This window comes from Nonomuraea ferruginea (assembly GCF_039540635.1).
GTDB lineage: Bacteria > Actinomycetota > Actinomycetes > Streptosporangiales > Streptosporangiaceae > Nonomuraea > Nonomuraea ferruginea.
In genome coordinates this window covers 256,541-279,937 of sequence record NZ_BAABFD010000013.1, presented here as the reverse complement: position 1 = coordinate 279,937, position 23,397 = coordinate 256,541, and the positions used below count along the sequence as shown (strand labels likewise).

At 72.1% G+C, this 23,397-nt stretch carries 22 protein-coding genes and 1 tRNA gene; 13 read left to right on the top strand and 10 right to left on the bottom strand.

Going from position 1 to position 23,397, the window contains the following annotated elements; all coding sequences use genetic code 11:
• Positions 1–12: 12 nt before the first annotated feature.
• A complete protein-coding gene (locus ABD999_RS25315; protein WP_148029105.1) occupies positions 13–945 on the bottom strand; it encodes a TetR/AcrR family transcriptional regulator in 933 nt (310 codons plus the stop codon).
• A gap of 43 nt (positions 946–988) precedes the next feature.
• Complete coding sequence (locus ABD999_RS25310) at positions 989–1,927, bottom strand: acyl-CoA desaturase (protein ID WP_148029106.1); 939 nt, start codon at positions 1,925–1,927, stop codon at positions 989–991.
• A 183-nt stretch (positions 1,928–2,110) separates the two neighbouring features.
• Between ABD999_RS25310 and ABD999_RS25305 the strand changes: the two genes are divergently transcribed.
• The 12 genes from ABD999_RS25305 to ABD999_RS25250 all read left to right on the top strand — a co-directional run bounded on the left by ABD999_RS25305 (position 2,111) and on the right by ABD999_RS25250 (position 13,445).
• Positions 2,111–2,182, top strand: a tRNA-Gln gene (locus ABD999_RS25305).
• A gap of 125 nt (positions 2,183–2,307) precedes the next feature.
• Positions 2,308–3,759, top strand: coding sequence for a bifunctional UDP-N-acetylglucosamine diphosphorylase/glucosamine-1-phosphate N-acetyltransferase GlmU (gene glmU / locus ABD999_RS25300; RefSeq protein ID WP_271279480.1), 1,452 nt, complete (start codon positions 2,308–2,310; stop codon positions 3,757–3,759).
• The gene (locus tag ABD999_RS25295) at positions 3,756–4,733 is read left to right on the top strand and encodes a ribose-phosphate diphosphokinase (protein WP_148029108.1); all 978 of its coding nucleotides are present in this window, start codon (positions 3,756–3,758) and stop codon (positions 4,731–4,733) included. Before glmU ends, ABD999_RS25295 begins: the two co-directional genes overlap by 4 nt.
• Positions 4,734–4,877: 144 nt before the next feature.
• A complete protein-coding gene (locus ABD999_RS25290; RefSeq protein ID WP_271279212.1) occupies positions 4,878–5,486 on the top strand; it encodes a 50S ribosomal protein L25/general stress protein Ctc in 609 nt (202 codons plus the stop codon).
• 61 nt (positions 5,487–5,547) lie between these two features.
• Positions 5,548–6,132, top strand: coding sequence for an aminoacyl-tRNA hydrolase (gene pth, locus ABD999_RS25285; RefSeq protein WP_148029110.1), 585 nt, complete (start codon positions 5,548–5,550; stop codon positions 6,130–6,132).
• 204 nt (positions 6,133–6,336) lie between these two features.
• Positions 6,337–7,689, top strand: coding sequence for a sugar transferase (locus ABD999_RS25280; protein WP_271279223.1), 1,353 nt, complete (start codon positions 6,337–6,339; stop codon positions 7,687–7,689).
• Positions 7,689–8,453 (top strand): 3'(2'),5'-bisphosphate nucleotidase CysQ, encoded by a 765-nt coding sequence (locus ABD999_RS25275; RefSeq protein WP_187280932.1) that lies wholly within the window; start codon positions 7,689–7,691, stop codon positions 8,451–8,453. The genes ABD999_RS25280 and ABD999_RS25275 overlap by 1 nt, the downstream gene beginning before the upstream one ends.
• A 20-nt stretch (positions 8,454–8,473) precedes the next feature.
• A complete protein-coding gene (gene cysD, locus ABD999_RS25270) occupies positions 8,474–9,388 on the top strand; it encodes a sulfate adenylyltransferase subunit CysD (RefSeq protein WP_148029112.1) in 915 nt (304 codons plus the stop codon).
• The gene (gene cysN / locus ABD999_RS25265; RefSeq protein ID WP_148029113.1) at positions 9,388–10,650 is read left to right on the top strand and encodes a sulfate adenylyltransferase subunit CysN; all 1,263 of its coding nucleotides are present in this window, start codon (positions 9,388–9,390) and stop codon (positions 10,648–10,650) included. The genes cysD and cysN overlap by 1 nt, the downstream gene beginning before the upstream one ends.
• A 154-nt stretch (positions 10,651–10,804) precedes the next feature.
• Positions 10,805–11,695 carry a sulfotransferase family protein gene (locus ABD999_RS25260; protein ID WP_271279213.1) on the top strand — a complete coding sequence of 297 codons (891 nt, stop codon included), beginning with the start codon at positions 10,805–10,807 and terminating at the stop codon, positions 11,693–11,695.
• Positions 11,692–12,603: a glycosyltransferase family 2 protein gene (locus ABD999_RS25255; protein WP_271279214.1), complete on the top strand. Its 912-nt coding sequence runs from the start codon at positions 11,692–11,694 to the stop codon at positions 12,601–12,603. Before ABD999_RS25260 ends, ABD999_RS25255 begins: the two co-directional genes overlap by 4 nt.
• Positions 12,600–13,445, top strand: a complete 846-nt coding sequence (locus ABD999_RS25250; RefSeq protein WP_271279215.1) for a WecB/TagA/CpsF family glycosyltransferase — start codon at positions 12,600–12,602, stop codon at positions 13,443–13,445. The genes ABD999_RS25255 and ABD999_RS25250 overlap by 4 nt, the downstream gene beginning before the upstream one ends.
• A gap of 13 nt (positions 13,446–13,458) precedes the next feature.
• Here ABD999_RS25250 and ABD999_RS25245 read toward each other — a convergent pair whose 3' ends face one another.
• The 6 genes from ABD999_RS25245 to ABD999_RS25220 are packed head-to-tail and all read right to left on the bottom strand — an operon-like array spanning position 13,459 to position 19,945.
• Positions 13,459–14,376 carry a sulfotransferase gene (locus ABD999_RS25245; protein ID WP_148029117.1) on the bottom strand — a complete coding sequence of 306 codons (918 nt, stop codon included), beginning with the start codon at positions 14,374–14,376 and terminating at the stop codon, positions 13,459–13,461.
• Positions 14,373–15,632, bottom strand: coding sequence for a lipopolysaccharide biosynthesis protein (locus ABD999_RS25240; protein WP_271279216.1), 1,260 nt, complete (start codon positions 15,630–15,632; stop codon positions 14,373–14,375). Before ABD999_RS25240 ends, ABD999_RS25245 begins: the two co-directional genes overlap by 4 nt.
• Entirely contained in the window at positions 15,620–16,474 is an 855-nt protein-coding gene (locus tag ABD999_RS25235; RefSeq protein WP_271279217.1) for a sulfotransferase domain-containing protein, read from the bottom strand. Before ABD999_RS25235 ends, ABD999_RS25240 begins: the two co-directional genes overlap by 13 nt.
• The gene (locus ABD999_RS25230; RefSeq protein WP_271279218.1) at positions 16,471–17,370 is read right to left on the bottom strand and encodes a hypothetical protein; all 900 of its coding nucleotides are present in this window, start codon (positions 17,368–17,370) and stop codon (positions 16,471–16,473) included. The genes ABD999_RS25235 and ABD999_RS25230 overlap by 4 nt, the downstream gene beginning before the upstream one ends.
• Entirely contained in the window at positions 17,367–18,635 is a 1,269-nt protein-coding gene (locus ABD999_RS25225; protein ID WP_271279219.1) for a hypothetical protein, read from the bottom strand. Before ABD999_RS25225 ends, ABD999_RS25230 begins: the two co-directional genes overlap by 4 nt.
• Entirely contained in the window at positions 18,632–19,945 is a 1,314-nt protein-coding gene (locus ABD999_RS25220; RefSeq protein ID WP_148029121.1) for a Wzz/FepE/Etk N-terminal domain-containing protein, read from the bottom strand. Before ABD999_RS25220 ends, ABD999_RS25225 begins: the two co-directional genes overlap by 4 nt.
• A gap of 343 nt (positions 19,946–20,288) precedes the next feature.
• Here ABD999_RS25220 and ABD999_RS25215 point away from each other — a divergent pair, with 343 nt between their 5' ends.
• Complete coding sequence (locus tag ABD999_RS25215) at positions 20,289–21,323, top strand: glycoside hydrolase family 26 protein (protein WP_271279224.1); 1,035 nt, start codon at positions 20,289–20,291, stop codon at positions 21,321–21,323.
• Here the strand turns inward: ABD999_RS25215 and ABD999_RS25210 are convergent.
• Together ABD999_RS25210 and cysC are read right to left on the bottom strand one after the other, a co-directional pair.
• A complete protein-coding gene (locus ABD999_RS25210) occupies positions 21,268–22,149 on the bottom strand; it encodes a sulfite exporter TauE/SafE family protein (protein ID WP_148029123.1) in 882 nt (293 codons plus the stop codon). The genes ABD999_RS25215 and ABD999_RS25210 overlap by 56 nt on opposite strands.
• Positions 22,146–23,354, bottom strand: coding sequence for an adenylyl-sulfate kinase (gene cysC, locus ABD999_RS25205; protein WP_271279220.1), 1,209 nt, complete (start codon positions 23,352–23,354; stop codon positions 22,146–22,148). The genes ABD999_RS25210 and cysC overlap by 4 nt, the downstream gene beginning before the upstream one ends.
• Positions 23,355–23,397 lie beyond the last annotated feature (43 nt).

Here is a 23,397-nt window from a genome sequence, read left to right as displayed (position 1 = left end):
TCCCGCAACGACTTATTCGGGTGGTTCGCCCTGCCCCAGCCGGGCGGCGCGCTCGGCCAGCCGGGCCTCGCGCTGGCGCAGCCGCTCCTCGCGCTCGCGGGCCTTCTCGGCCTCCTTGAGGACCTTCTCGCGCTCCTTCTCGGCCTCCTTGAGCTGGCGCTCGCGCTCCTTGAGCTCGCGGAGCCTGGCCTTCTCCGCCTCGCGCAGCTCGCGCTGGCGGGCCTTCTCGGCCTCCTTCAGCTCCTTCTCGCGCGCCTTCTCCAGCTCGCGCAGCTCCTTGTCGCCGGCGCGCGGCTTGGCCGGCACCTGCTGGCGGGTGGTCGCGGAGAGCGCCGGCTGCGGGTTCAGCCCGGTCAGACCGTTCCAGGCCAGGTTGACCAGGTGGGCCGCGACCTCCTCGCGGGCCGGCTTGCGCGCGTCGAGCCACCACTGGCCGGTCAGCGCCACCATGCCGACGAGCATCTGCGCGTACATCGGCGCCAGCTTCGGCTCGTAGCCGCGCTCCGCGAACTCGTCGGCCAGCACGTCCTCCACCTGGCTGGCGATCTCGCTGATCAGGCTGGCGAACGTGCCGGTGCCGGAGGCCGCGTGGGAGTCGCGGACCAGGATGCGGAAGCCCTCGCTGCTCTCCTCGATGTAGCGCAGCAGCGCCAGGGCGGCGCGCTCCAGCTTGACGAGGGCGTGGCTGGCGGAGAGCGCCTCGGTGATCATGCTCAGGAGCTTCTGCATCTCCCGGTCGACGACCACGGCGTAGACGCCTTCCTTGCCGCCGAAGTGCTCGTAGACCACCGGCTTGGAAACCTGCGCCGTCGCGGCGATCTCCTCTATCGAGGTCCCGTCGAACCCCTTCTCGGCGAACAGCGTGCGACTGATCAGGATCAGTTGCTCTCTGCGCTCTCTACCGGTCATGCGCCTGCGCGAACGGGATTCGGTCACGGTTCCCATAATGGCGGTGACAGGCGGATCACCGGCCACCGCCGTCGAAATATCAGACAATCCGCTTCGCCGCCAGCCTCTCCGGCGACGGCCAGCGGACGTCGTGGGCCCAGCCGAGCTTCTCGAAGAGCCGGATGATGGCCGCGCTGATGTCGATCTGGCCCTTCAGCGCGCCGTGCCTGGCGCAGGTCGGGTCGGAGTGGTGCAGGTTGTGCCAGGACTCGCCGAAGGACGGGATGGCCAGCCACCAGACGTTGCGCGACTTGTCGCGGACCTGGAACTCCTCCTCGCCGAACACGTGGCAGATCGAGTTGATCGACCAGGTGACGTGGTGCAGCAGGCCGATGCGGACCAGCGTGCCCCAGAAGAAGGCGGTCAGCGCGCCCTGCCAGGACCAGGTGACCAGGCCGCCGATGACGGCGGGCAGCACGATCGAGGTGAGGGCCAGCGCGCCGAACCACCGGTGCAGCCTCATCACGTCCGGGTCCTTGACCAGGTCGGGGGCGTACTTCTCGCGGTTGGTGCGCTCGGCGTCGAACAGCCAGCCCATGTGGGCGTAGAGCAGGCCCTTGGACATCGACCTGAAGCCGGGCCCGAAGCGCCAGGGGGAGTGCGGGTCGCCCTCCTTGTCGGAGAACTTGTGGTGCTTGCGGTGCGTCGCCACCCAGTCGAGCACGGACATCTCCAGCGAGAGGCTGCCGGCGACGCCCAGAGCGATCTTGAGCGGCCGCTTGGCCTTGAAGGAGCCGTGCGTGAAGTAGCGGTGCAGCCCGACGGTCACGCCGAGCCCGGAGACCACGTAGAAGACGCCGGCGATGGCGATGTCGGTCCAGCCGAGACCCCATCCCCAGGCGAAGGGGACCGCCGCCGCGATCGCGACCAGGGGGAGCCCGACGACGAGCGCGAAGGTCACGAGTTCGGCTCTGGTGCGTGGCTCTGGTTCGAAGTCGGGCTTCGGGCCGGGTGTCGAGCGCTCGGCAAGAACGGTCATGGGCAACCTCTCTGGATCTTTCCGGGACTAATGTCCTTCCTACGTCACCGTAACCTACGCAAACGTAAGTTAGGAAGACCTCAATGTGCCGGACTGCCCCGGCGTGTAGCCGGTATTCGGGGCGCGGACCCGGGCGCGGGGTCGGTATCGTAGGAATGTGTCGGGCGCCTGGCGTCTGACCGGTCCCGGATCGTCTAATCGGCAGGACAAGTGGTTTTGGTCCACTTTGTAGGGGTTCGAATCCTCTTCCGGGAGCTTTACCGCCGCTCCCCCCATAGGGGCGCCACATGGCGGGCAGGTATTCTCACGGTGTCGGGAGGGTGGCGGTGCGGTAGCCGCGCCTTTGCCCTGATCAATCAATCCACAGGGAGCCTCAGTCCGTGAGTGTGCCGCGCCCGGCAACAGTCATCGTCCTCGCCGCGGGCGAGGGCACCCGGATGAAGAGCCAGACCCCGAAGGTCCTGCACGAGCTGTGCGGCCGAGCCCTGGTCGACCACATGCTCGCCGCCGCCCGTGACCTCGGCCCCGAGCGGCTCGTCGTCGTCATCGGCCACGCGCTCGAACGCGTCGGCGGCCACCTCGCCCGCACCAGCCCCGACGCCCGCGCCGTCGTCCAGCGCGAGCAGCGCGGCACCGGCCACGCCGTCCGCACCGTCCTGGAGGAGGTCGGCACGATCTCCGGCACGGTCCTGGTCACGTACGGGGACGTCCCGCTGCTCCGCGCCGAGACCATGGCCGAGCTGCTGGAGCGGCACGAGTCCGACGGCAACGCGGTCACCGTGCTCACCGCCGAGGTCCCCGACCCGACCGGCTACGGCCGCATCGTGCGCGACGCGGACGGCGCCGTCATGGAGATCGTCGAGGAGAAGGACGCGAGCGCGGAGCAGCGCGCGATCAGGGAGATGAACTCCGGCATCTACGCCTTCGACGGCGAGCTGCTGGCCGATGCCGTCAAGCGGGTCTCCACCGACAACGCCCAGGGCGAGGAGTACCTCACCGACGTGCTGGCGATCCTGCGCGGCGACGGCCACCGCGTGGGCGCCTGCACCGTCGCCGACCACACCGAGGTCGAGGGCGTCAACGACCGCGTCCAGCTCGCCTTCGCCCGCAAGGTGCTCAACCGGCGGCTGCTGGAGCGCCACATGCGCGCCGGCGTCACCGTCGTCGACCCCGACACCACCTGGGTCGACGTGGACGTCGTGATCGAGCCCGACGCCGTCATCCACCCCGGCACCCAGCTCCACGGCCGCACCGTCGTCGAGGCCGGCGCCGAGGTCGGCCCCGCGACCACGCTGACCGCCACCCGGGTCGGCGCCGGCGCCGTCGTGCGCAACGCCGTCGCCGACCAGGCCGAGATCGGCCCGGAGGCCAGCGTCGGCCCCTACTGCTACCTGCGCCCCGGCACGGTCCTCGGCCGCAGGTCCAAGGCCGGCACCTTCGTCGAGATGAAGAACTCCAAGGTCGGCGAGGGGTCCAAGGTGCCACACCTGACCTACGCCGGCGACGCCGACATCGGCGACGGCGCCAACATCGGCGCGGCCGTGGTCTTCGTCAACTACGACGGCGTCGAGAAACACCGCACCACGGTCGGCGACGGCGCCTTCGTGGGATGCGACACCATGCTCGTCGCCCCGGTGACGATCGGCGACGGCGCCTACACGGCGGCCGGCTCGGTCATCGACGGCGACGTGCCACCCGGGGCGATCGGGGTGGCGAGAGCGCGTCAGCGCAACATCGAGAAATGGGTCTTGCGCAGGCGCGCGGGCACGAAGTCGGCAGCGGCCGCCGAGCGGGCGCTGGCCGAGCAGCAACAGCGGGAGAATGGCTCATGACCAGCATCAAGCAGCCCGGAGAGAAGAACCTCATGCTCTTCTCCGGGCGAGCGCACCCGGCGCTGGCCGAGGAGATCGCCGAACACGTCGGCGTCTCCCTCACCCCCACCAAACTGACCGACTTCGCCAACGGCGAGATCTACGCCCGCTACCTCGAATCCGTACGAGGCTGCGACGCCTTCGTGATCCAGGCTCACACCGAGCCGATCAACCAGTGGATCATGGAGCAGCTCATCATGGTCGACGCGCTCAAGCGGGCCTCCGCGAAGCGCATCACCGTGGTCATGCCGTTCTTCGGCTACGCCAGGCAGGACAAGAAGGGCCGCGGCCGCGAGCCCATCACCGCCCGGCTGATGGCCGACCTGTTCAAGACCGCCGGCGCCGACCGGCTCATGTCGATCGACCTGCACACCTCGCAGATACAGGGCTTCTTCGACGGCCCGGTCGACCACCTGTTCGCCATGCCGGTGCTGGAGAGCCACCTGAAGAACCGGCTCGACCTGGCCAACACCACCGTGGTCTCGCCCGACACCGGCCGGGTGCGGCTCTCGGAGCGCTGGGCCGACACGCTCGGCACCCCGCTGGCCTTCATCCACAAGCGCCGCGACCTCGACGTGGCCAACTCGGTGAAGGTCAACGAGGTCGTCGGCAAGGTGCGCGGCCGCACCTGCGTGCTGATCGACGACATGATCGACACCGCCGGCACCATCTGCAAGGCCTCCGACGCCCTCTACGAGCAGGGCGCCACCAACGTGATCGTCGCCGCGACCCACGCGGTCTTCTCCGACCCCGCGGTCGACCGGCTGAAGAACTCCCGCATCTCCGAGGTCATCGTCACCAACACACTGCCCCTGCCGCAGGAGAAGCAGTTCGACAAGCTGACCGTCCTGTCGATCGCGCCGCTCATCGCCCGCGCCATCACCGAGATCTTCACCGACGGCTCGGTGACCAGCCTGTTCGAGGGCGACTCCTAGCCACCGGCGGCGGGCCCGGCAGCCGACGCTGACGGAGCCCGCCGCGCGACGCTATAGACTGACCAGGTTGCGCTCGTAACGCCTTCCGCTAGGGCGGGTGAGGGGGAGCGCAGTAATCCGATCGCTGCATCCCTAGGAGATGTCGTGTCTGAAGTCCGTATCGCCGCCGAGCCGCGCACCGTGTTCGGCAAGGGCGCCGCCCGCAAGATCCGCCGTGACAACAAGGTGCCCGCCGTCCTCTACGGGCACGGCATCGAGCCCAAGCACCTCACGCTGCCCGGCCACGAGGTCCTCCTCGCGCTGCGCACCGCCAACGTGCTGATCCGCCTGGAGGGCGACGGCGTCAACGAGCTGGCGCTGCCCAAGGGCGTCCAGCGCGACCCGATCAAGGGCTTCGTCGAGCACGTCGACCTGCTCCTGGTCAAGCGCGGCGAGAAGGTCACCGTCGAGATCCCGGTCAACACGGTCGGCGTCGTCAACCCCGAGGGCCTGCTCGACCTGCAGTTCACCACGCTGTCGGTCGAGGCCGAGGCCACCAACATCCCGACCGGCGTCGAGGTCGACGTCGAGGGCATGGAGGTCGGCGCCTCCATCACCGCCGCCCAGATCCAGCTCCCGGAGGGCGCCTCGCTCAAGGAGGCCGACCCGGAGACCGTGATCGTCCAGGTGATCGCCAAGCCGACCGAGGCCCCGGCCGAGGAAGAGGGCACCGTGGTCGAGGAAGCGGCGACCGCCGAGGCCGCCGCCGAGTGACGTCCGGTGACGGGGCAGCGGGCCGTGCGCCCGCTGCCCCGTCCCGTTCTGAGAGGAACACATGGACCGCTGGCTGATCGTCGGGCTCGGCAACCCCGGTCCCGGCTACGCGGGCAACAGGCACAACGCGGGCTTCATGGTGCTCGACGAGCTGGCCGCCCGGGCGGGCGGGCGGTTCAAGGCGCACAAGAGCCGGGCCGAGGCGCTGGAGACGCGGGCCGCCGTCCTGGCCAAGCCGCTGACGTACATGAACCTTTCCGGCGGGCCGGTCAAGGCGCTCGCCGACTTCTACAAGATCGGGCCCGACCGGCTCATCGTGGTGCACGACGAGCTCGACGTGCCGTACGGCGCGCTCCGCGCCAAGCTGGGCGGCGGCGACAACGGCCACAACGGGCTCAAGTCCATCACCAAGAGCCTCGGCACCCGCGACTACCTGCGGGTCCGGTTCGGCATCGGGCGCCCGCCCGGCCGCATGGACCCCGCCGCCTTCGTGCTGAAGGACTTCGCCACCGCCGAGCGCAAGGACCTGCCCTTCCTCGTCGACCGGGCGGCCGACGTGGCCGAGTCGCTGATGGAACGCGGGCTCGAAGCCACCCAGAACGACTTCCACCGGTCAGATCTCAAGATTTCCGGCCCTCCTCGCTGATCCCCGCATAGAGACGTTCGCGGGCGGCGCCCCTCACCCACCGCTACGATCTGGTGACTGTGTGTCAACTATCGGTCACGGGGAGGGCGCGTGCGTGAGGGATCTCGTGGCGAAGGGCTGGCCGTCGTCGAAGCCGGCCCTTCCCTCGCCTGGCCTGCGGGGCCCAGGCGGCCCACCTGGGTGCGCGGCTACCAGATCCGCGCCATGGCCGCCGACCTGCTCGCCGCCTGCCTCGCCGCCACCGCCGCCTTCTGCTGCAGGTTCGGCGACGTCACCGCCTACGCGCTGCCGTACCTCCTGCTCAGCGCGGTGCTGCCGGCGGTGTGGGTGTGCGCGGTCGCGCTCAACAGGGCGTACGAGCCGCGCATGATCGGCATCGGCTCCGAGGAGTTCCAGAGAATCGTGCGATGCGGCGTCGGGCTCACCGCGGCCCTCGCCGTCGGCTCGTACCTCACCAAGGCCGACGTCGCCCGCGGCTACGTGGTGCTCGCGCTGCCGCTGGTCACCCTGCTGACGCTCGGGTTCCGGTACGCGCTGCGCCGGAGTCTGCACCGGCGCAGGGCCGGAGGCGCCTGCATGCGCAGGGTCCTGGCCGTGGGCCACGGGCCGTCGATCGACGAGCTGGTGCGGTTGTTCCGGCTGGAGCGCCACCACGGGCTGGACGTGGTGGCGGCCTGCCTGCCCGACGGCGCGTCGCCCAGTGGCGTGACCCAGGTGCCCGTGGCCGGCCACTTCAGCGACGTGCCGCTCGTCGTCGACCAGGTGCAGGCCGACACCGTGGCCGTGCTCGCCTGCCCCGAGATGGACGGCGTGGCGCTGCGCCGGCTGGCCTGGCGGCTGGAGGCGACCCACACGGAGCTGGTGGTGGCCCCGGCGCTGATGGACGTCGCCGGGCCGCGCACCACGATCAGGCCCGCGGCCGGGCTGCCGCTGCTGCACGTCGAGCACCCCCAACTGGCCGGCGCCCGCCAGCTCGTCAAGAACGTGTTCGACCGCCTGGTGGCCGCCTCGCTGCTGGTGCTGCTTTCCCCGCTGCTGGCCGCGCTGGCGATCGCGGTGCGCGCGACCAGCCCGGGGCGGGCGCTGTTCCGCCAGACGCGGGTGGGGCGCGACGGCCGGCTCTTCACCATCCTGAAGTTCCGCACCATGCGGCGCGGGTCGGAGCGGCAGAAGCTCACGCTGGTCAGCGACGGCGACGGCCCGCTGTTCAAGGTCCGCCACGACCCCCGGGTGACCCCGCTCGGCGTCTACCTGCGCCGCTACTCGCTCGACGAGCTGCCCCAGCTCATCAACGTGCTGCTCGGCCACATGTCGCTGGTCGGGCCGCGTCCGCCGCTGCCCGAGGAGGTGGCGCGCTACGGTGACGACGTGCGCAGGAGGCTGCTCGTCCGCCCGGGGCTGACCGGGCTCTGGCAGGTGAAGGGCCGGTCCGACCTGTCCTGGGAGGAATCCGTCCGACTGGACCTGCGTTACGTGGAGAACTGGTCGCTCACGCTCGATCTCCAGATCCTGTGGAAGACTTGGTCGGCCGTCGCACGTGGGCAAGGAGCATATTGATGACGAATCGCGACGACCACACCGTCGCAGCCGATCTGGCGACCGAGGCGGGAGCTCTCCTGCTGGCGGTCCGCGAGCGCGAGGGGTTCGGCGACCCCGGCGCGCTGCGCGCGAAGGGCGACAGGGCCGCCCACGAGTTCCTGATGGAGGCGCTGGCCCGGCTCAGGCCCGACGACAGCGTCCTGTCGGAGGAGGCCACCCGTGAGGAGCGGCTCGACCCGCGCAGGCTGAGCGCCGACCGGGTGTGGATCGTCGACCCGCTCGACGGCACCCGCGAGTTCTCCGAGGAGGGCCGCGCCGACTGGGCCGTGCACGTCGCGCTGTGGGAGCGGGGCCGGCTGGCGGCCGGCGCCGTCGCCCTGCCCGCCCAGGGCCGCACGCTGACCACGGCCGAGCCGCCCAAGCTGCCCGCCGCCCCCGAGGGCCGCTTCCGCATCGCGGTGAGCCGCACCCGCCCGCCGGAGTTCGTGCGGCGGCTGGCCGACCACGTCGGCGCCGACCTGGTGCCCATCGGATCGGCGGGCGCGAAGATCTCCGCCGTGCTGACCGGAGAGGTCGAGGCCTACGTGCACGCCGGCGGCCAGTACGAGTGGGACTCCGCCGCGCCGGTGGCCGTCGCACTCGCCGCCGGGGCGCACGCCAGCCGCATCGACGGCACGCCCCCGGTCTATAACCAAGCCGACCCCTCACTACCCGATATCCTGGTTTCCCTACCCGACTTGGCGCGATCACTGCTCGCCGGGATCCGGGACCTGCACCGCTGAACCGCCGGAGGAAGACCCTCATGCTCCAGCGCGACTACACCACGTCGCAGCTCGACGTACTCGAAGCCGAGGCCATGCACATCATGCGCGAGGTGGCGGCCGAATTCGAGCGACCCTGTCTGCTCTTCTCCGGCGGTAAAGACTCGATCGTCATGCTACGCATCGCCGAGAAGGCGTTCTGGCCCGCGCCCATCCCGTTCCCGTTGATGCACGTCGACACGGGCCACAACTTCGAGGAAGTGATCGAGTTCCGCGACCGGCGGGCCGCCGAGCTCGGCGCCCGCCTCGTCGTGGCGAGCGTCCAGGACGCCATCGACAGCGGGCGGGTCACCGAGGACACCGGCAGGCGGGCCTCCCGCAACCGGATCCAGACCGTCCCCCTGCTCGACGCCATCGAGGAGCACGAGTTCGACGCCGTCTTCGGCGGCGCCCGGCGCGACGAGGAGAAGGCCAGGGCCAAGGAGCGGGTGTTCTCCTTCCGCGACGACTTCGGTCAGTGGGACCCGAAGAGTCAGCGCCCCGAGCTGTGGAACCTCTACAACGCCCGCATCCGCAGGGGCGAGCACATCCGGGTCTTCCCGCTGTCCAACTGGACCGAGCTCGACGTCTGGGACTACATCCGGCGTGAGGGCATCGAGATCCCCTCCATCTACTTCGCCCACACGCGCAAGGTCTTCGAGCGCGACGGCATGCTGCTGCCCGACAGCGACGTGGTCCAGCGCGGCGACGACGAGCCGCTCTTCGAGGCCGTCGTACGCTACCGCACCGTAGGCGACATGACCTGCACGGGCGCCGTGCAGTCGAAGGCCGCCACGGTCGAGGAGATCATCGAGGAGATCGCGGTCACCCGGATCACCGAGCGCGGGGCCACCAGGGCCGACGACCGCGCCTCGGAGGCCGCCATGGAGGACCGCAAGCGGGAGGGCTACTTCTAATGGACATTCTTCGCTTTGCCACTGCGGGGAGCGTCGACGACGGCAAGTCCACCCTGATCGGGCGACTCCTGTTCGACTCCAAGGCGATCTTCGAGGACCAGCTCGAAGCCGTCGAGCGCACCTCCCGCGACCGCGGCACCGAATACACCGACCTGTCGCTGCTCACCGACGGCCTGCGCGCCGAGCGGGAGCAGGGCATCACCATCGACGTGGCCTACCGTTACTTCGCGACGCCGCGCCGCAAGTTCATCATCGCCGACACCCCGGGTCACATCCAGTACACCCGCAACATGGTGACCGGCGCCTCCACCGCCGACCTGGCGATCATCCTGATCGACGCCCGCAAGGGCCTGCTGGAGCAGTCGCGCCGCCACGCCTTCCTGGCCTCGCTGCTGCGGGTGCCCCACCTGGTCCTCGCGGTCAACAAGATGGACCTCGTCGGCTACTCCGAGGACCGCTTCGAGGAGATCCGCGAGGAGTTCACCGCCTTCGCCTCGAAGCTCAACGTGGGCGACCTGACGTTCATCCCCATCTCGGCGCTGCACGGCGACAACGTGGTGTCCCGCTCCGAGAACATGCCCTGGTACCAGGGCTCCTCGCTGCTCCACCACCTGGAGAACGTGCACATCGCCTCCGACCGCAACCTGGTCGACGTGCGCTTCCCGGTGCAGTACGTGATCCGTCCGCAGAAGGCCACCGACCACGCCTTCCATGACTACCGCGGCTACGCCGGCCAGGTGGCCGGCGGCGTGCTCAAGCCCGGCGACGAGGTCGTCCACCTGCCGTCCGGGCTCACCACCCGGATCGCCGCCATCGACACCTTCGACGGGCCGGTGGAGGAGGCGTTCCCGCCCATGTCGGTGACGCTGCGCTTCGAGGACGACCTCGACATCTCGCGCGGCGACATGATCGCCCGGCCCAACAACCAGCCACAGGTCGCCCAGGACCTGGAGGCGATGATCTGCTGGATGGGCGACGGGGCGAAGCTGGCGCCGCGCTCCAAGTTCGCCATCAAGCACACCACCCGCACCGCCCGCGCGCTGGTGCGCGACCTGCAGTACCGCCTCGACGTCAACACGCTCCACCGTGACGAGGAGGCCACCTCGCTGGGTCTCAACGAGATCGGCCGCGTCACGCTGCGGGTCACCCAGCCGCTGTTCGTCGACGACTACGGGCGCAACCGCCTCACCGGCGGCTTCATCCTGATCGACGAGTCCACCAACGGCACGGTCGGCGCCGGCATGATCATCGACTCCCGCTGACCTTCACGTCGCGCCGACACGGCGGCCCGGGCCTTCCGCCGAAGGCCCGGGCTTTCTGTCGCGGTGGGTAGATCCTTTTTACGTTTCGCGATCGCACGATTACTCTCCGCGCTAGAGTCTCCACGTTCCGTGTCCGCGAGGTGGAGCTCCGTCCGTGACCCCACGTGTGATCTTCCTGGGCGGCCTCGGCCGCAGTGGCACCACCCTGCTCGAACGCCTGCTCGGCGAGCTGCCCGGGGTGGCGCCGCTCGGTGAGGTGGTGCACCTGTGGGAGCGGGGTGTGCTGGCCGGTGAGCCGTGCGGATGCGGGAGGGCGTTCCCGGCCTGCCCGTTCTGGCGGCAGGTGGGGGAGAAGGCCTTCGGGGGGTGGACTCCCGGGCTGGCCGGGCGGGTGATGGCGCTGCGCCGCCGGGTCGACCGCACGCGCCGGCTCGGCCGCGCCCACGCCGACCTCCCCGAGTACGTCCGGGCCTACCGCCTGCTCTACGAGGCCGCGGCCGGCGTCGCGGGAGCCGGTCTGGTGGTCGACTCCAGCAAGCATGCCTCGCTCGCGTACTGCCTGCTCGAAGGCGGGCTGGACCCGCACATCGTCCAGGTCGTGCGCGAGCCGCGCGCCGTCGCCCACTCCTGGGGCAGGACTGTCGAGCGCCCGGAGAACGGCAGGCCGATGACCCGCTGGGGTCCCGTGCGCACCGCCGTCCACTGGACGGCCCAGAACCTCGCCCTGGAGCTGCTCGCCCGCCGTGGCGCCCGCGTCACCCGGATCCGCTACGAGGACCTGGTGGCGGCGCCCGGCGACACGCTCGGGGCGCTGGCCGGCGAGCTGGGGCTGCCGCCGTCCCGGCTGCCCTTCCTGCACGGCACCACCGCCCACCTGACCACCGCCCACACGGCGTCCGGCAACCCGATGCGGTTCGGGGCGGGGCCGATCGAGCTCTCCCGCGACGACACCTGGCGCCACGGGCTGCCGCGCCGCCGCCAGAGCCTGGTCGCCGCCCTCACCTGGCCGCTCAGAGCCCGCTACGGGTACGGGAGCGCGACATGACCCGGCAGACCGGTTCTTCGAGGGGTCCGTCGGTCGGTGTCGTGATCTGCACCCGGGGCGACCGGAGTGAGTGGTTGCGGGAGGCCGTCCGGGGGGTGCTGGCGCAGGACTACGCGGGGGCGTGCGACGTGGTGGTGGTCGCGGACGGGGTCGACGTCCGCGTGGTGGAGGACCAGGTGGCGGGGCTGCCGGTGCGCGTCCTGCCCAACCGGCTCAGCCCCGGGCTGCCCGGGGCGCGCAACACCGGGATCGCCGCGTGCGGCAGCGACCTGGTCGCGTTCTGCGACGACGACGACGTGTGGCTGCCGGGCAAGCTGACCGCCCAGGTGGCGGCGATGGACGCCGGGGCGTGGTTCGCGAGCTGCGGGATCGAGGTCGAGTACGGCGGGCGGGTGGTGCCCAGGCAGGCCGGGACCGAGACGGTGACGGCGGCCGACCTGGTGAGGTCGCGGATGGTCATGGTGCACTCCTCGACGTTCCTCTTCCGGCGCGGGGTGATCTGGGTGGACGAGAGCGCGCCCGGCGGCCAGAACGAGGACTGGGACCTCGCCCTGCGCGCCGCCAAGAGCCGCCCCATCGCCTGCGCCGACCGGCCGCTGGTCCGCGTCCGCTGGGGCGGCTCCCACTACGCCTCCCGCTGGTCCGACCGGATCGCCGGGCTGGAGTGGATGCTGGCCCGCCATCCCGAGCTGACCGGCGACTCCCGCGGCGCCGCCCGGGTCTACGGCCAGTTGGCCTTCGCTCACGCCGCGCTGCGCCGCCGCCGCGCCGCCGCCCGCTGGGCCGCCCGCACCTGGGCCGCCCGCCCCACCGAACCCCGCGCCCTGCTGGCCCTGGCCGTCGCCGCCGGTCTCCTGCCGGCCTCCGCGGTCCTCTCCCTCCTTCACCAGCGAGGACGTGGCATTTGACCGCCCAGACCCGGTCCCGTACGCCGGAGACCCTGAAGACTCGCGTCCACGGAGCGGCGGCACCTCGTGCCCCGAGGGTGGTCGTCGGCGGGGTGGGGATCGACCCCGTCGGCGAGGACGAGGTCGTGGCGTGGGTGGCCGGCGAGCTGGCGGCGGGGCGCGGAGGGCGGATCGTGACGCCCAACGTGGACATCTGCCGGGCCGTGCGACGGGATCCGGGGCTCGCCGAGCTCGTGGCGGGGGCCGACGTGGTGGTGGCCGACGGGATGCCGCTGGTGTGGGCGGCCCGGCTGCGGGGGACGCCGCTGCCGGGGCGGGTGACGGGAGCGGATCTGATCTGGTCGTTGAGCGCGATGGCGGCGCGCGCCGGCTGGCCGGTCTATCTGCTGGGCGGGCCGCCGGGAGTGGCCGAGGCGGCGGCCGGGGAACTGGCGCGGCGCTGTCCCGGCCTGGAGGTGCGCGGGGTGGACGCGCCGCCGTACGGGTTCGACCGGACGGCGGAGGGACGGGAGCGGGTGCGGCGGAAGGTCGTGGCGGCGCGGCCGGCGATCGTGTTCGCCGGCTTCGGGTTCCCCCGGCAGGACCTGCTCATCGCCGAGCTGCGGCGCGACCTGCCCGAGGCGTGGTTCCTGGGGTGCGGGGCGGCCATCGGGTTCGCGGCCGGGACGGTGTCGCGCGCGCCCGCCTGGATGCGCCGCCGAGGGCTGGAGTGGCTGCACCGGCTCATGACCGAGCCCCGGCGGCTGGCCAGGCGCTACCTGGTGGACGACCTGCCCTTCGCCGCGCGCCTGCTCATCACGAGCGCGCTGCGCCGCTGCCTGCCGCGCGGACGGCGCGCGTAGCGGCTGCGGCGACTCAAGCTCGGACGGTGGTCGTCTCCGGGCCGGTCAGCTCCCGGACACGGGCGATCTCCGCCTCGGTGAGGCCGCGGGAGCCGGATCGGGCGGCGAGGCGGGAGTCCATGGGACGGTACGCCGTGCGCGAGAGACCCGACCAGGCGAAGCCGCCGGCGGGCGGGCCGCCGCCGGTGCACGCCTGGACGATCCGGCGTTCGGCGGCGGGGCTCCAGCGCAGGCCGGCGTACCCGTACAGGTCGCGGAAGCCCGGCACCGGGTCGGCGGCCAGGTCGTCGTAGGAGGTCACCAGGATGCCGGGGACGCGTGACAGGATCGTGCGCGTCACCCGCCACAGCGCAGCCGCCTTGGCCACCCGGTCCTGCGAGCCGACCAGGGCGCGCAGGCGCAGCACCTCGGGGTGGTCGCGGACGAGCAGCGGTTGTTCGAGCAGCTCGTGGAAGTAGATCGTCCAGCCGAGCCGCTGCCAGCTCGCCACGAACGCCACCGGGTCGCGGACCAGGGCGATCACCCGGCACCCCAGCCGCTCGGCGAACCAGGCCGACGACAGCACCGCGAACGGGTCGTCCAGCAGCGCCCGCCGCCCCGTCAGCTGTCCGAGGGTGAACGCGGCACCGTACCGGACCATGCGCGCCAGATCGTACGGCGTGCGGTTGACCCGGAGTTCGGCGGCCCAGCCGTAGCGCAGGGCCACGGTGGCGCGGAAGGCGGGCAGCCAGGCGGCGGAGTTGTCGTCGCAGATGTACTGGAAGCGGTGCGAGACCCGGGCGCGCAGGACTCCGGGGCAGCGGCCGGGCGGGTGCTGCGGGTTGAGCGGCTCGTTCACGTAGACCAGCTCACCGCCGGCCGCCAGCATTTTGCCCGTCCAGCTCGTCCCGCTCCTGGGCAGCCCGGTGACCAGCACGGGCGGGCCGCTCACGCCGCCGCCCAGGTGCGCGGGCGGAGCGCGGCCAGGCTGTGGCGGCCGAACGGGCGCAGGCCGTAGCGGTGGTGGAGCTGCCAGAGCGGCAGCGCGTTCTTGACCAGCACGCCGCCCGCCCAGCCGATCGCCGCCCCCAGCGCGCCGTGAGAGGGGATCAGCGCCAGGTCCAGCGCGAGTGTGCAGGTGACGGCGGCGGTGAGGTTGAGCAGGCTGGCGGTGGTGTGGCCGGCCGCGGTGAGCACCACGTCGACCATGCCGCACCCCGTCGCCGCCATCATCGTGGCCGCCAGCACCAGCGCCACCGGCACCGCCGAGGCGTAGCCGGGACCGAAGACGCGCAGCAGCCACGGCGCCAGCACGGCGTACCCGAGCCAGATCGGCCAGGTCGCCAGCACCAGCCACATGGTCGTCACCTGGTAGAGCTCCCTGACCCTGGACAGGTCGCCGTCGGCCAGCGCCTTCACCAGGCGGGGCTGGGCAGCCTGGGCGAGGCCCTGGCCGGCGAGCTGGCCGACGACCTTGAATCGGGTGGCGGCGGTGTAGACGGCGGCCTGGACCGGGCCGCCGAGCGCGGCCACGATCACGATGTCGAGCCGCTGGAACACCGCCTGGATCGCGCCCGCCGCCGACCGGGGCGCGGTGTGCCGCCACAGGTCGCGTGCCGTTCCCGGCAGGTAGGGGGTGCGCGGCGCCCGGCCGCGCAGGGCGAGCGCCGCCAGCGCCACGACGGGCAGGTACGGGAGCGCCCAGGCGAGGGGGAGCGAGGCGCCGGAGAGCCCGGCCAGGGCCGCGGCTGCGACCAGGGCGAGCTGGGAGAGCGGCAGCAGCACCCCGTCCAGCAGCACCGTCGGGCGCATCGAGCCGAAGCCCCGGCAGGCGGCGAGCAGCACGTCGGCCACGGCGATGGCGGGCGGCACGAGCGCGAGCACGCCGAGCACCGGCCACAGCAGGAGGCCGGTGGCGGTCGCGACGACCGCCACCGGCACCAACGCCGCCCTGACATATCCCGAAACGCCGTGATATCCGTAGGTCTCGGCGCGGGCGATGAAGAACACCAGCCCGTTCCCCGCGTCCAGCTTCGCCACCCCGGCCACCATCAGCGCCAGCGCGATCGAGGTGAAGAACGCCCCGGCGACCTCCACCGGATAGGCCCTGGTCACCACCACGACCAGGAGGAACTGCGCCAGCGCCCCCACCGCCGCCCCGGTGACCCCGGCCAGCCCGCCCCGGGCGACCCGTCTCAGCGCCGCCACGACGGCTCACCGCCCAGCCAGCGGACCAACCTCCGGTCGTGCTCCTCGAACCCGTCCATGAGCTCCCGCCGCAGCGAGTCGGGCAGCTGCTTGGGCCGCGGCCGCCAGTTGTGCCGGGAGAAGCCCGGGTAACCGAACCGCGCCACGCCGAGGAAACGCAGCAGCCGGTCGTAGACGGGCTCGGGCTCGGCGAAGAACCGGTGGCTGTCGATCACCATGATCCGCTCCCGCCCGAACAGCGGCTCCAGCCGTTCGAGCTGGTCGGCGTAGCGGCCGCGGGCCAGGTAGGCGAGGTGGCGGTGGGCGTGGTGCACGGCGTGCGGGCCGGTCCGCAGCAGCTCCTCGGCCCCGGCCACCCGCTCCTCCTCCAGCTCCAGCGCCCGCTCGAAGCTCTCCTCGGTCTCGAACCCGCGGGCCAGTTCGTGCGCGTGCGCCGAGCAGGCCCGCTCGACCGGGTCGCGCACCAGCACGATCAGCTTCACCCCTGGCAGATCGGCGGCGATGCGCTCGGCCGCCAGCGGGTGGAACAGGTAGTAGGGCGACGACTCGAACGCCTGCGGAAGCCCGCCGAACCGGCGGGTGAGCAGCGCCGTGCCGACCTTCAGCGGGAAGTGCGCCCGGTACCACTGCAGCCCGCGCCAGTAGTCGGTGTCGAAGTAGTGCACGCCCTTGCGCAGCACCGGCTTGTAGAGCAGCGGATGCTGCGCGAGCGCCCGGTACATCGAGGTCGTGCCGCACCGCTGGGCGCCCATGATGAGGAACGACGGCAGGATCCGCGCGGCGGAGGTCATCCGCCCGGTGGTCCTGGACACGGACAGCGCCGTCTGCTTCGCGGTCTTCACAGCAGGGCCTCCTGATAGTCGACGAGGGGGTTCAGCCAGTCGCCCGGCGGGCCGAGCGGCTCGTGGCCGTCGGCGGCGTGCCGGTCGGCCAGCGCGATCAGGTAGCGCAGCGCCGTCTGCCTGGCCTGCGCCGCCGACAGCCCGAGCGGGGCCAGCGTCCGCCCCGACCGGGCCAGGCAGGCACGCGCCGCCGTGGCCGGGTCCATGCGCCGCAGCGCCCGCTGGAAGAGGTGGTGCAGGGCGTCGAACCCGTACGGGACGCCGGTCTCGTACCGTTCCCAGTCCCACACGAGCAGCCGCCCGTCACCGGAGGGCGCGAGGTTCCACGGTGAGAGGTCGCCGTGCCAGGCGTGCCCGCCGGCGTCGCCGGTGGCCGCGATCTCCTCGACCGCGCGGGTCAGCAGCGAGGCGGTCACCCGCCCCCGGCGCACCGGCAGCGGCGACAGCGCCAGCACGGTGAGACCGTGCCAGCTCCCGTGGTGGAGCACCGAGGGCACGACGACGGTCTTCAGCGCCCGGCCGGCGAGCCGGTCCAGCGCGGCGGCCTCGTTGGCGACCAGGGCGCGGCTCCGCGCGGTGTCGCCGATCTTCACGTACGCGATCCGCTCGCCCTCGCGGTACGCCTCCAGCACCGGCTTGCGGTTGGCCCGGCGCGCGGGCCGTACGTGCACCACGGTCTCCACCGGGGCGCCGAACACCTCGCCCAGGTGCTCGGCGATCGACCCGTGCGTGGGCAGCGCGAGCGGCCGGCCCGGATGCCACCAGCGGCGCGGCGCCAGCCGGCGCGGCAGCCGGGCGTGCGGCAGCAGGGTGTAGGCGCGCTGCCCGCCGGGGCCGGGGTAGAGCAGGTCGATCGTGCCGGCCAGGTAGATCAGCCGGATCCGGGCGTCGTTCATGAGGTGTTCCTCCACAGCAGCGCGAACGAGATCGCGTAGAGGCTCAGCGGCGTGACCAGGCCGTCGTAGACGAGCATGTAGAAGAGGACCAGGCACATCACCAGCACCCCGGCCAGCCCGATCGGCGAGCGGTCGGCCCAGTGGCGGCGGATCGCCCCGGCGAAGAACGCCACGTAGAGCACCGCCCCGGTGAGCCCCTGCGAGATCAGCAGCAGCCAGAGCTGACCGTCGCTGCCCAGCGGCGGGTGGCCGCAGCCGGGGCACCACGAGGTCTTCCCGGTGGTGATCGAACGATGGCTGCCCATGGCGCGCCGGGTGTTGCCGTAGCCGATGACGGGGGAGTGGCCCGTCGCCGCGACGGTGGCCGAGACGGTGAAGGCCCGGATGTCGTTGGAGTGCGGGCTGTCCAGTCGCTTCGCCACCAGGGGAGCGAGCGGGCTGAGCACGAACGCCAGCGCCGCGGCGGCCGTCACCGCGCAGAGCGCCATCCGGGTCCGGCCCCCCACCCGCAGAGCGAGATAGAACACGGCCAGCCCGAGCGCGATCCACAGCCCCCGGTTGAGCGAGTACACGATCGGCACGGCCGCCACCGCCACCAGCGCCACGGCCAGCATCCGGCGGCGGCGCGAACCGTACACCCACCAGCCGACCACGAACCAGATGAGCAGCACCGACAGGTTGCCGCCCCAGGCGTTCGCCCACTCGAAGGGCGCCTCCGGCCTGGGAAGCGCGTGACCGAGCACCTTCTGCGTCTGCCCGGCGGTCGGATGGACGAGGTTCTGCACGAACGGGTGCTCGGAGATCCAGTCGGGCAGCACCAGCTCCAGCGGGGAGGTGAAGGAGAGGCCGGGCACGAACACGCCGAGCAGCCCGCCCGCCACCGCCGTGAGGAACAGCACGCCGAGCATCCGCACCAGCCGCAGCTGCGGCAGCTCCCGCTCGGTGAGGTTGCCCAGGTAGACCACCAGGATCAGGGCCGCCACGTACAGCGCCAGGCGCATCCCGTAGCCGATCAGCCGGCCCGCGCCCAACTCGCCATAGGTGCCGGGCGGCATCTCGTCCAGCATCAGGCCGCTCAGCAGGTAGCCGGCGATCAGCAGCACCCACAGCCCGAACCCGGGCGGCACCCTGACCGGCCTGCGCCGCCACAGGATGACCGCCATGGGCACGGCCAGCACGACCACCGACAGCCCGCCGAACCCCAGCGCCCACCAGAGCGGGTAGCCGAGCAGCAGCGCCGCGACGGGCCATGCGGGTCCTCTCACGTCGCCGAGCCGGGGGGCCGCCGCATCGGGTGCATGGGCGCGGTGGTCCTGGCGCCGATGCCCGTCTCGATCTCGCCGCTGGCGACGAGCTTGCCGAGCGAGGTGTGCTGGCCGCGCGGCGCCCGGACAGGCTCGGGCGTCAGGTCCGTCGTGGTGACCGCGCCGATGATGGGCACGCTCTGCCTGCTGAGCAGCCGTACGACGGAGGCCACGTCGGAGGCGTCGGCCCCGTCGAGGCCGATCAGCAGGAGCGCCGCGTCCGCTCTGGCCAGGTCGCCCACGTCGGTGCCGTCGAGCACGGCCAGCGGCACGTTCGCGGCCAGCGGCACGGCCACCGGCGTGCCGCCGAGCGCCGGGGGGACCGCCTTGACCAGCAGCCGCTTGCCGGGGCACGAGGCGAGCACGGCCGAAGACAGCTCGTGCAGCGCGCCGTGGTCGAGCGGGCGGGTCACGTCGGCCAGCACGGGCAGCCCGGTCAGCCGTTCGACGTCGGCCGCCGTGCGCAGTCGGGTGTCGAGCCGGTCGCGCGCCTGCGCGGCGGCCGCCCCGATCAGCAGCCCGGCCATGAGGCCCGACCCGAGGTGCAGCGGCAGGCTGGGCGAGCTGGGGTCCTGGGGAGGGGTGGCGGCGCTGATGACCTCTCCGGGCGTCACCGTGACCGTCTTGAGCGCGTCGTACTTCTGGGTCAGCACGGCGACCTGCCGGGAGAGCACGGTCTGCCGGAGCGCCGCGCGGGTGTGCTCGGGACCTCCTCTGGGCAGCGCGGGGAGCTCGCCTATGACCGTGGACAGGGCGGCGTTCGCCTGCCGCAGCTTGACGGCCACGAGCTGCTGCTGCGCCGCGATCTCCGCGCGCGCGCTGTCGGCGCGGTGTTCCAGGTAGGCCTGCGCGTACGCCCGTGACTGCAGCGCGGCGTCGCCGGGCTCGGCGGCGGTGACCGAGATCGTCAGCACCGACGAGTTGGGCGGGACGGACACCTCGACGGGTTCGAGGTCGGCGGTGCCCGCCTGCGCGGCGGCCCTGGTGGCGACCACGGCCGACTGGGCGATCTGCGCCTCGGTGTCGAGGTTGAGCTGCTCGCGCTGCCGGCTGGTCACCTGGTTGCCGGGCTCCGGGACGCCCACCGAGGTGACCAGCACGTAGGTGGTGGCCGTGTAGGCGGGCGGGGTGACGCGCATGATCGCCAGCCCCACGGTGCCGCCCGCGAGGAAGCATCCCAGGAACAGCAGCCAGCGCCGGCGGAGCAGGGCGAGATGGTCTCCCAGTTCGGCGCCGGAACGGTGAACCGGACGGTCCGGCGGCAGGCTCATGAGGCGAGTCTCCCTGAAGTGTGTGCGGATAGTCGCTTACTGACGACTCTGCGTCACGCGCCGTGGTGTGCGCCCACTATAGGGGCGTGGGTTATCGGTCACGCGAGATCCGCAAGATTTTCTCTCGTACGGGCGCGGAATCGTACCTTTATAAAGCGATTTTTCGGCGTTTGTCGGGGCGGTCGGCGGGTGGGTTGAGCTGGGAGGAGTTCGGCTCTGGCTGAAGTTCCGGGAATGGCGTGGCAAGGTTCAGGTTTGATAGGGCGGGGGTCCTGGGAAAAAGGGGGCGACGATTGTGGCTCGACGGGTATTTCCGTATAGAGCAGCTTTCTCCGGATTGGCGGTGGGGCTGGCCGCCGTGCTCGCCGCCTGCTCGGCGGGGCCGGGCGGCGCCGTTCAGAAACCCGCCCGCGCCGGGAACCCCCCGCTCGTCGCCGACTCGCCCGACTGCGCGGTCACCGGCCGGCTGATCCCGTCATGCGGCGCCTGGTGGGGCATCGCCCCGGAGATCTTCACCGGGCTCGACGTGGTGGAGGCGGTGGCGAGCGCCGAGCGGCGGATGGCCGCGCCCGCCGACATCGTGCACGTCTACCACCGGGGCAAGGAGCTGTTCCCGAACGAGAAGGAGATCCGGCTCGCCCGCGATCCCGAGCACCCGCGGCTGCTGCTGATCAACTGGAAGCCGTCGCTCACCCACACCTGGGCCGAGGTCGCCGGCGGCGCCGTCGACGACCGGATCGACCGGCTGGCCGACCACCTCAGGCGGACGTTCCCCGAGCGGTTCTTCCTCACCATCCACCACGAGCCGGAGAACGACGTCGGCTCGGCGGCGGGCTCCGGCATGCGGGCCAAGGACTACGCGGCGATGTTCCGTCACGTGGTGCTCCGGCTGCGCCACAAGGGCGTCAAGAACGCGGTCACCGTCATGACCTACATGGGCGCCCCCAACTGGGCGGTCAAGCCGTGGTTCGAGGAGCTCTACCCGGGTGACGACGTGGTCGACTGGGTGGCCATGGACCCCTACGCCGACCACCGGGTGCAGGACTTCGGCTCCCTGGTGAACAAGACGCGCGCCGACTTCGACGAGTGGCCCGGCTTCTACCGGTGGATGCAGTGGCGCTTCCCCGGCAAACCGGTCATGATCGCCGAGTGGGGGGTGTTCGAGCGGCCCGACGACCCGGCCTTCAAGCGGGCGTTCTTCGAGTCGGTGCGCCACCAGATCCGCCGCTACCCGCAGATCAAGGCCATGGTCTACTTCGACTCGCCGCACGCGCCGCGGGGCGACACCAGGTTCGACACCGCCGAGACGGCCGGCAAGGCGTTCACCGAGCTCGCGAGAGATCCGCACTTCCGCGCGACGCGCGTGCCGCGGCCCTGACCCGCAGGCGCCAGCCGACCACGATCACCACGGTGGCGACCGCCAGGGCGGCCAGCGTGATCATGTTGTCCACGTTCAGCAGCTTGAGCGCCGAGGCCAGCAGCACGATCGCCAGCATCGCCCTGATCAGGCCGCCCGGCGCGCGGGACGAGATCCGCGCGCCGAGATAGACGCCCGGGATCGAGCCGATCAGCAGCGAGACGGTCAGGTCGAACTGGAAGTCACCGAAGAGCAGGTGGCCGAGCGCGGCCGAGACGACCAGCGGCACGGCCTGGACGAGGTCGGTGCCGACGAGCTGGTTGGCCTTGAGCGCCGGGTAGAGGGCCATGAGCGCCACGATGATCAGCGAACCGGAGCCCACGGAGGAGACTCCCACGATCAATCCGCCTACCATACCGACCAGTACGGTCGGGATGGGGCGCACGCGGATCTCGTTCGCGCCCGCCGTGCCTCCCCTGTCGCCCATCAGCGTCTTGGCGGCCAGCCCCGCGACGGCCAGCAGCAGCGCCACCCCGAGCGCGTACTTGACCCCGTCGCCCACCGCCCACGCCCGCGCCAGGAACACCCCGCAGAACGCCGTCGGCACCGACCCCGCGCACAGCCACCAGACCAGCCGCAGGTTGACGGTGCCGTGACGGAGGTGGACGAAGCTGCCCACCGGCTTCATCACGGCCGAGGCCACCAGGTCGCTGGAGACCGCGGCCAGCGGCGGCACGTTGAAGAACAGCATCATCATCGGCGTCATGAGCGCGCCGCCGCCCATGCCGGTGAGCCCCACCACGATCGCCACCAGGAAGGACCCGACGATCAGCGGAAAGTCGATCATCGCACCCACCCTCCGGCGCGCAGCGTGCCCAGCACCCGCTCGACCGCGGCCTCGACCGAGACGTGCGTGGTGTCGACGACCAGCTCGGCGTCGTCGGGTTCCTCGTAGGGATCGGAGATGCCGGTGAACTCGGGGATCAGCCCGGCCCGAGCCTTGGCGTACAGGCCCTTGCGGTCGCGCCGCTCGCACTCCTCCAGCGGCGTGGCCACGTGCACGAGCAGGAAGTCGGCGCCGACCGACTCCACCATCTCCCGCACCTCGGCCCGGGTCGCCGCGTACGGGGCGATCGGGGCGCAGATGGCCAGGCCGCCGTGGCGGGCGGCCTCGGCGGCCACGAACCCGATGCGGCGGATGTTGAGGTCACGGTCCTCCTTCGAGAACGACAGCCCTTTCGACAGCAGCCGCCGCACCACGTCGCCGTCGAGGTAGGTGACGGTCCGGGTGCCCAGCTCCAGCAGGGCGTCGCGGAGCCCGCGGGCGATCGTCGACTTGCCCGACCCGGACAGGCCGGTGAAGAACACCACCAGCCCGCGCCGGTGCGGCGGGCCGGGGATGCGCACCGGCTCGGGCCCCGCCAGGTGCTCGGCCGCGCCGTAGGCGGACGCGACGTGCTCGCGCAGCTCCAGGTCGATCTCGGGCTCCTCGCGCGGCGCCAGCGGCACCGGGACGACGAGCGTGCCCGCCGGCAGCCGGTCCCTGGCCCGCAGCGCCGCCCTGACCACGCCGGGGCCGTCCTCACCGTACGAGAGAGGCAGCAGCACGATCACCGCGTCGAGTTCCTTGGCGGTGGCCGCCACCTCGTCCAGGTCGTCCAGCGGGCCGCGCATCGTGACGGCCAGCGCGGGGCGCCCGCCCAGCTCGTCGCGTACCTGGGCGGGGGTGCGGTGCAGGCGGGCGAACGGGCCGTGCTCGGGCGCGCCCAGCCCCTTGACCGGCCCGGCGGCCAGTCCGTCGGGCCCGTGCTCGGTCACGGTGAGCGTGGCCAGCGGGACGCCCTCGGGGTCGAGCAGCGTCACCTCGCCGCCCGCGCCCTCGGGCAGGTGGAGCGTCACCGGCGCGGGCCAGGGGGTGCCGTCGGCGAGGGTGCCGCGCTCGTGCACCGCGTGCACGTCGTCATGGCCCAGGAACCCGGTCAGCGGCTGGAACGCCCCCGACAGCAGCAGTTCGAGATCGGCCAGCTCGCGCGGCTCCGGAGTCCACTCCACGGTGATTGATCCCAACTATCCCGACTGCAATGGTAGGCAACCC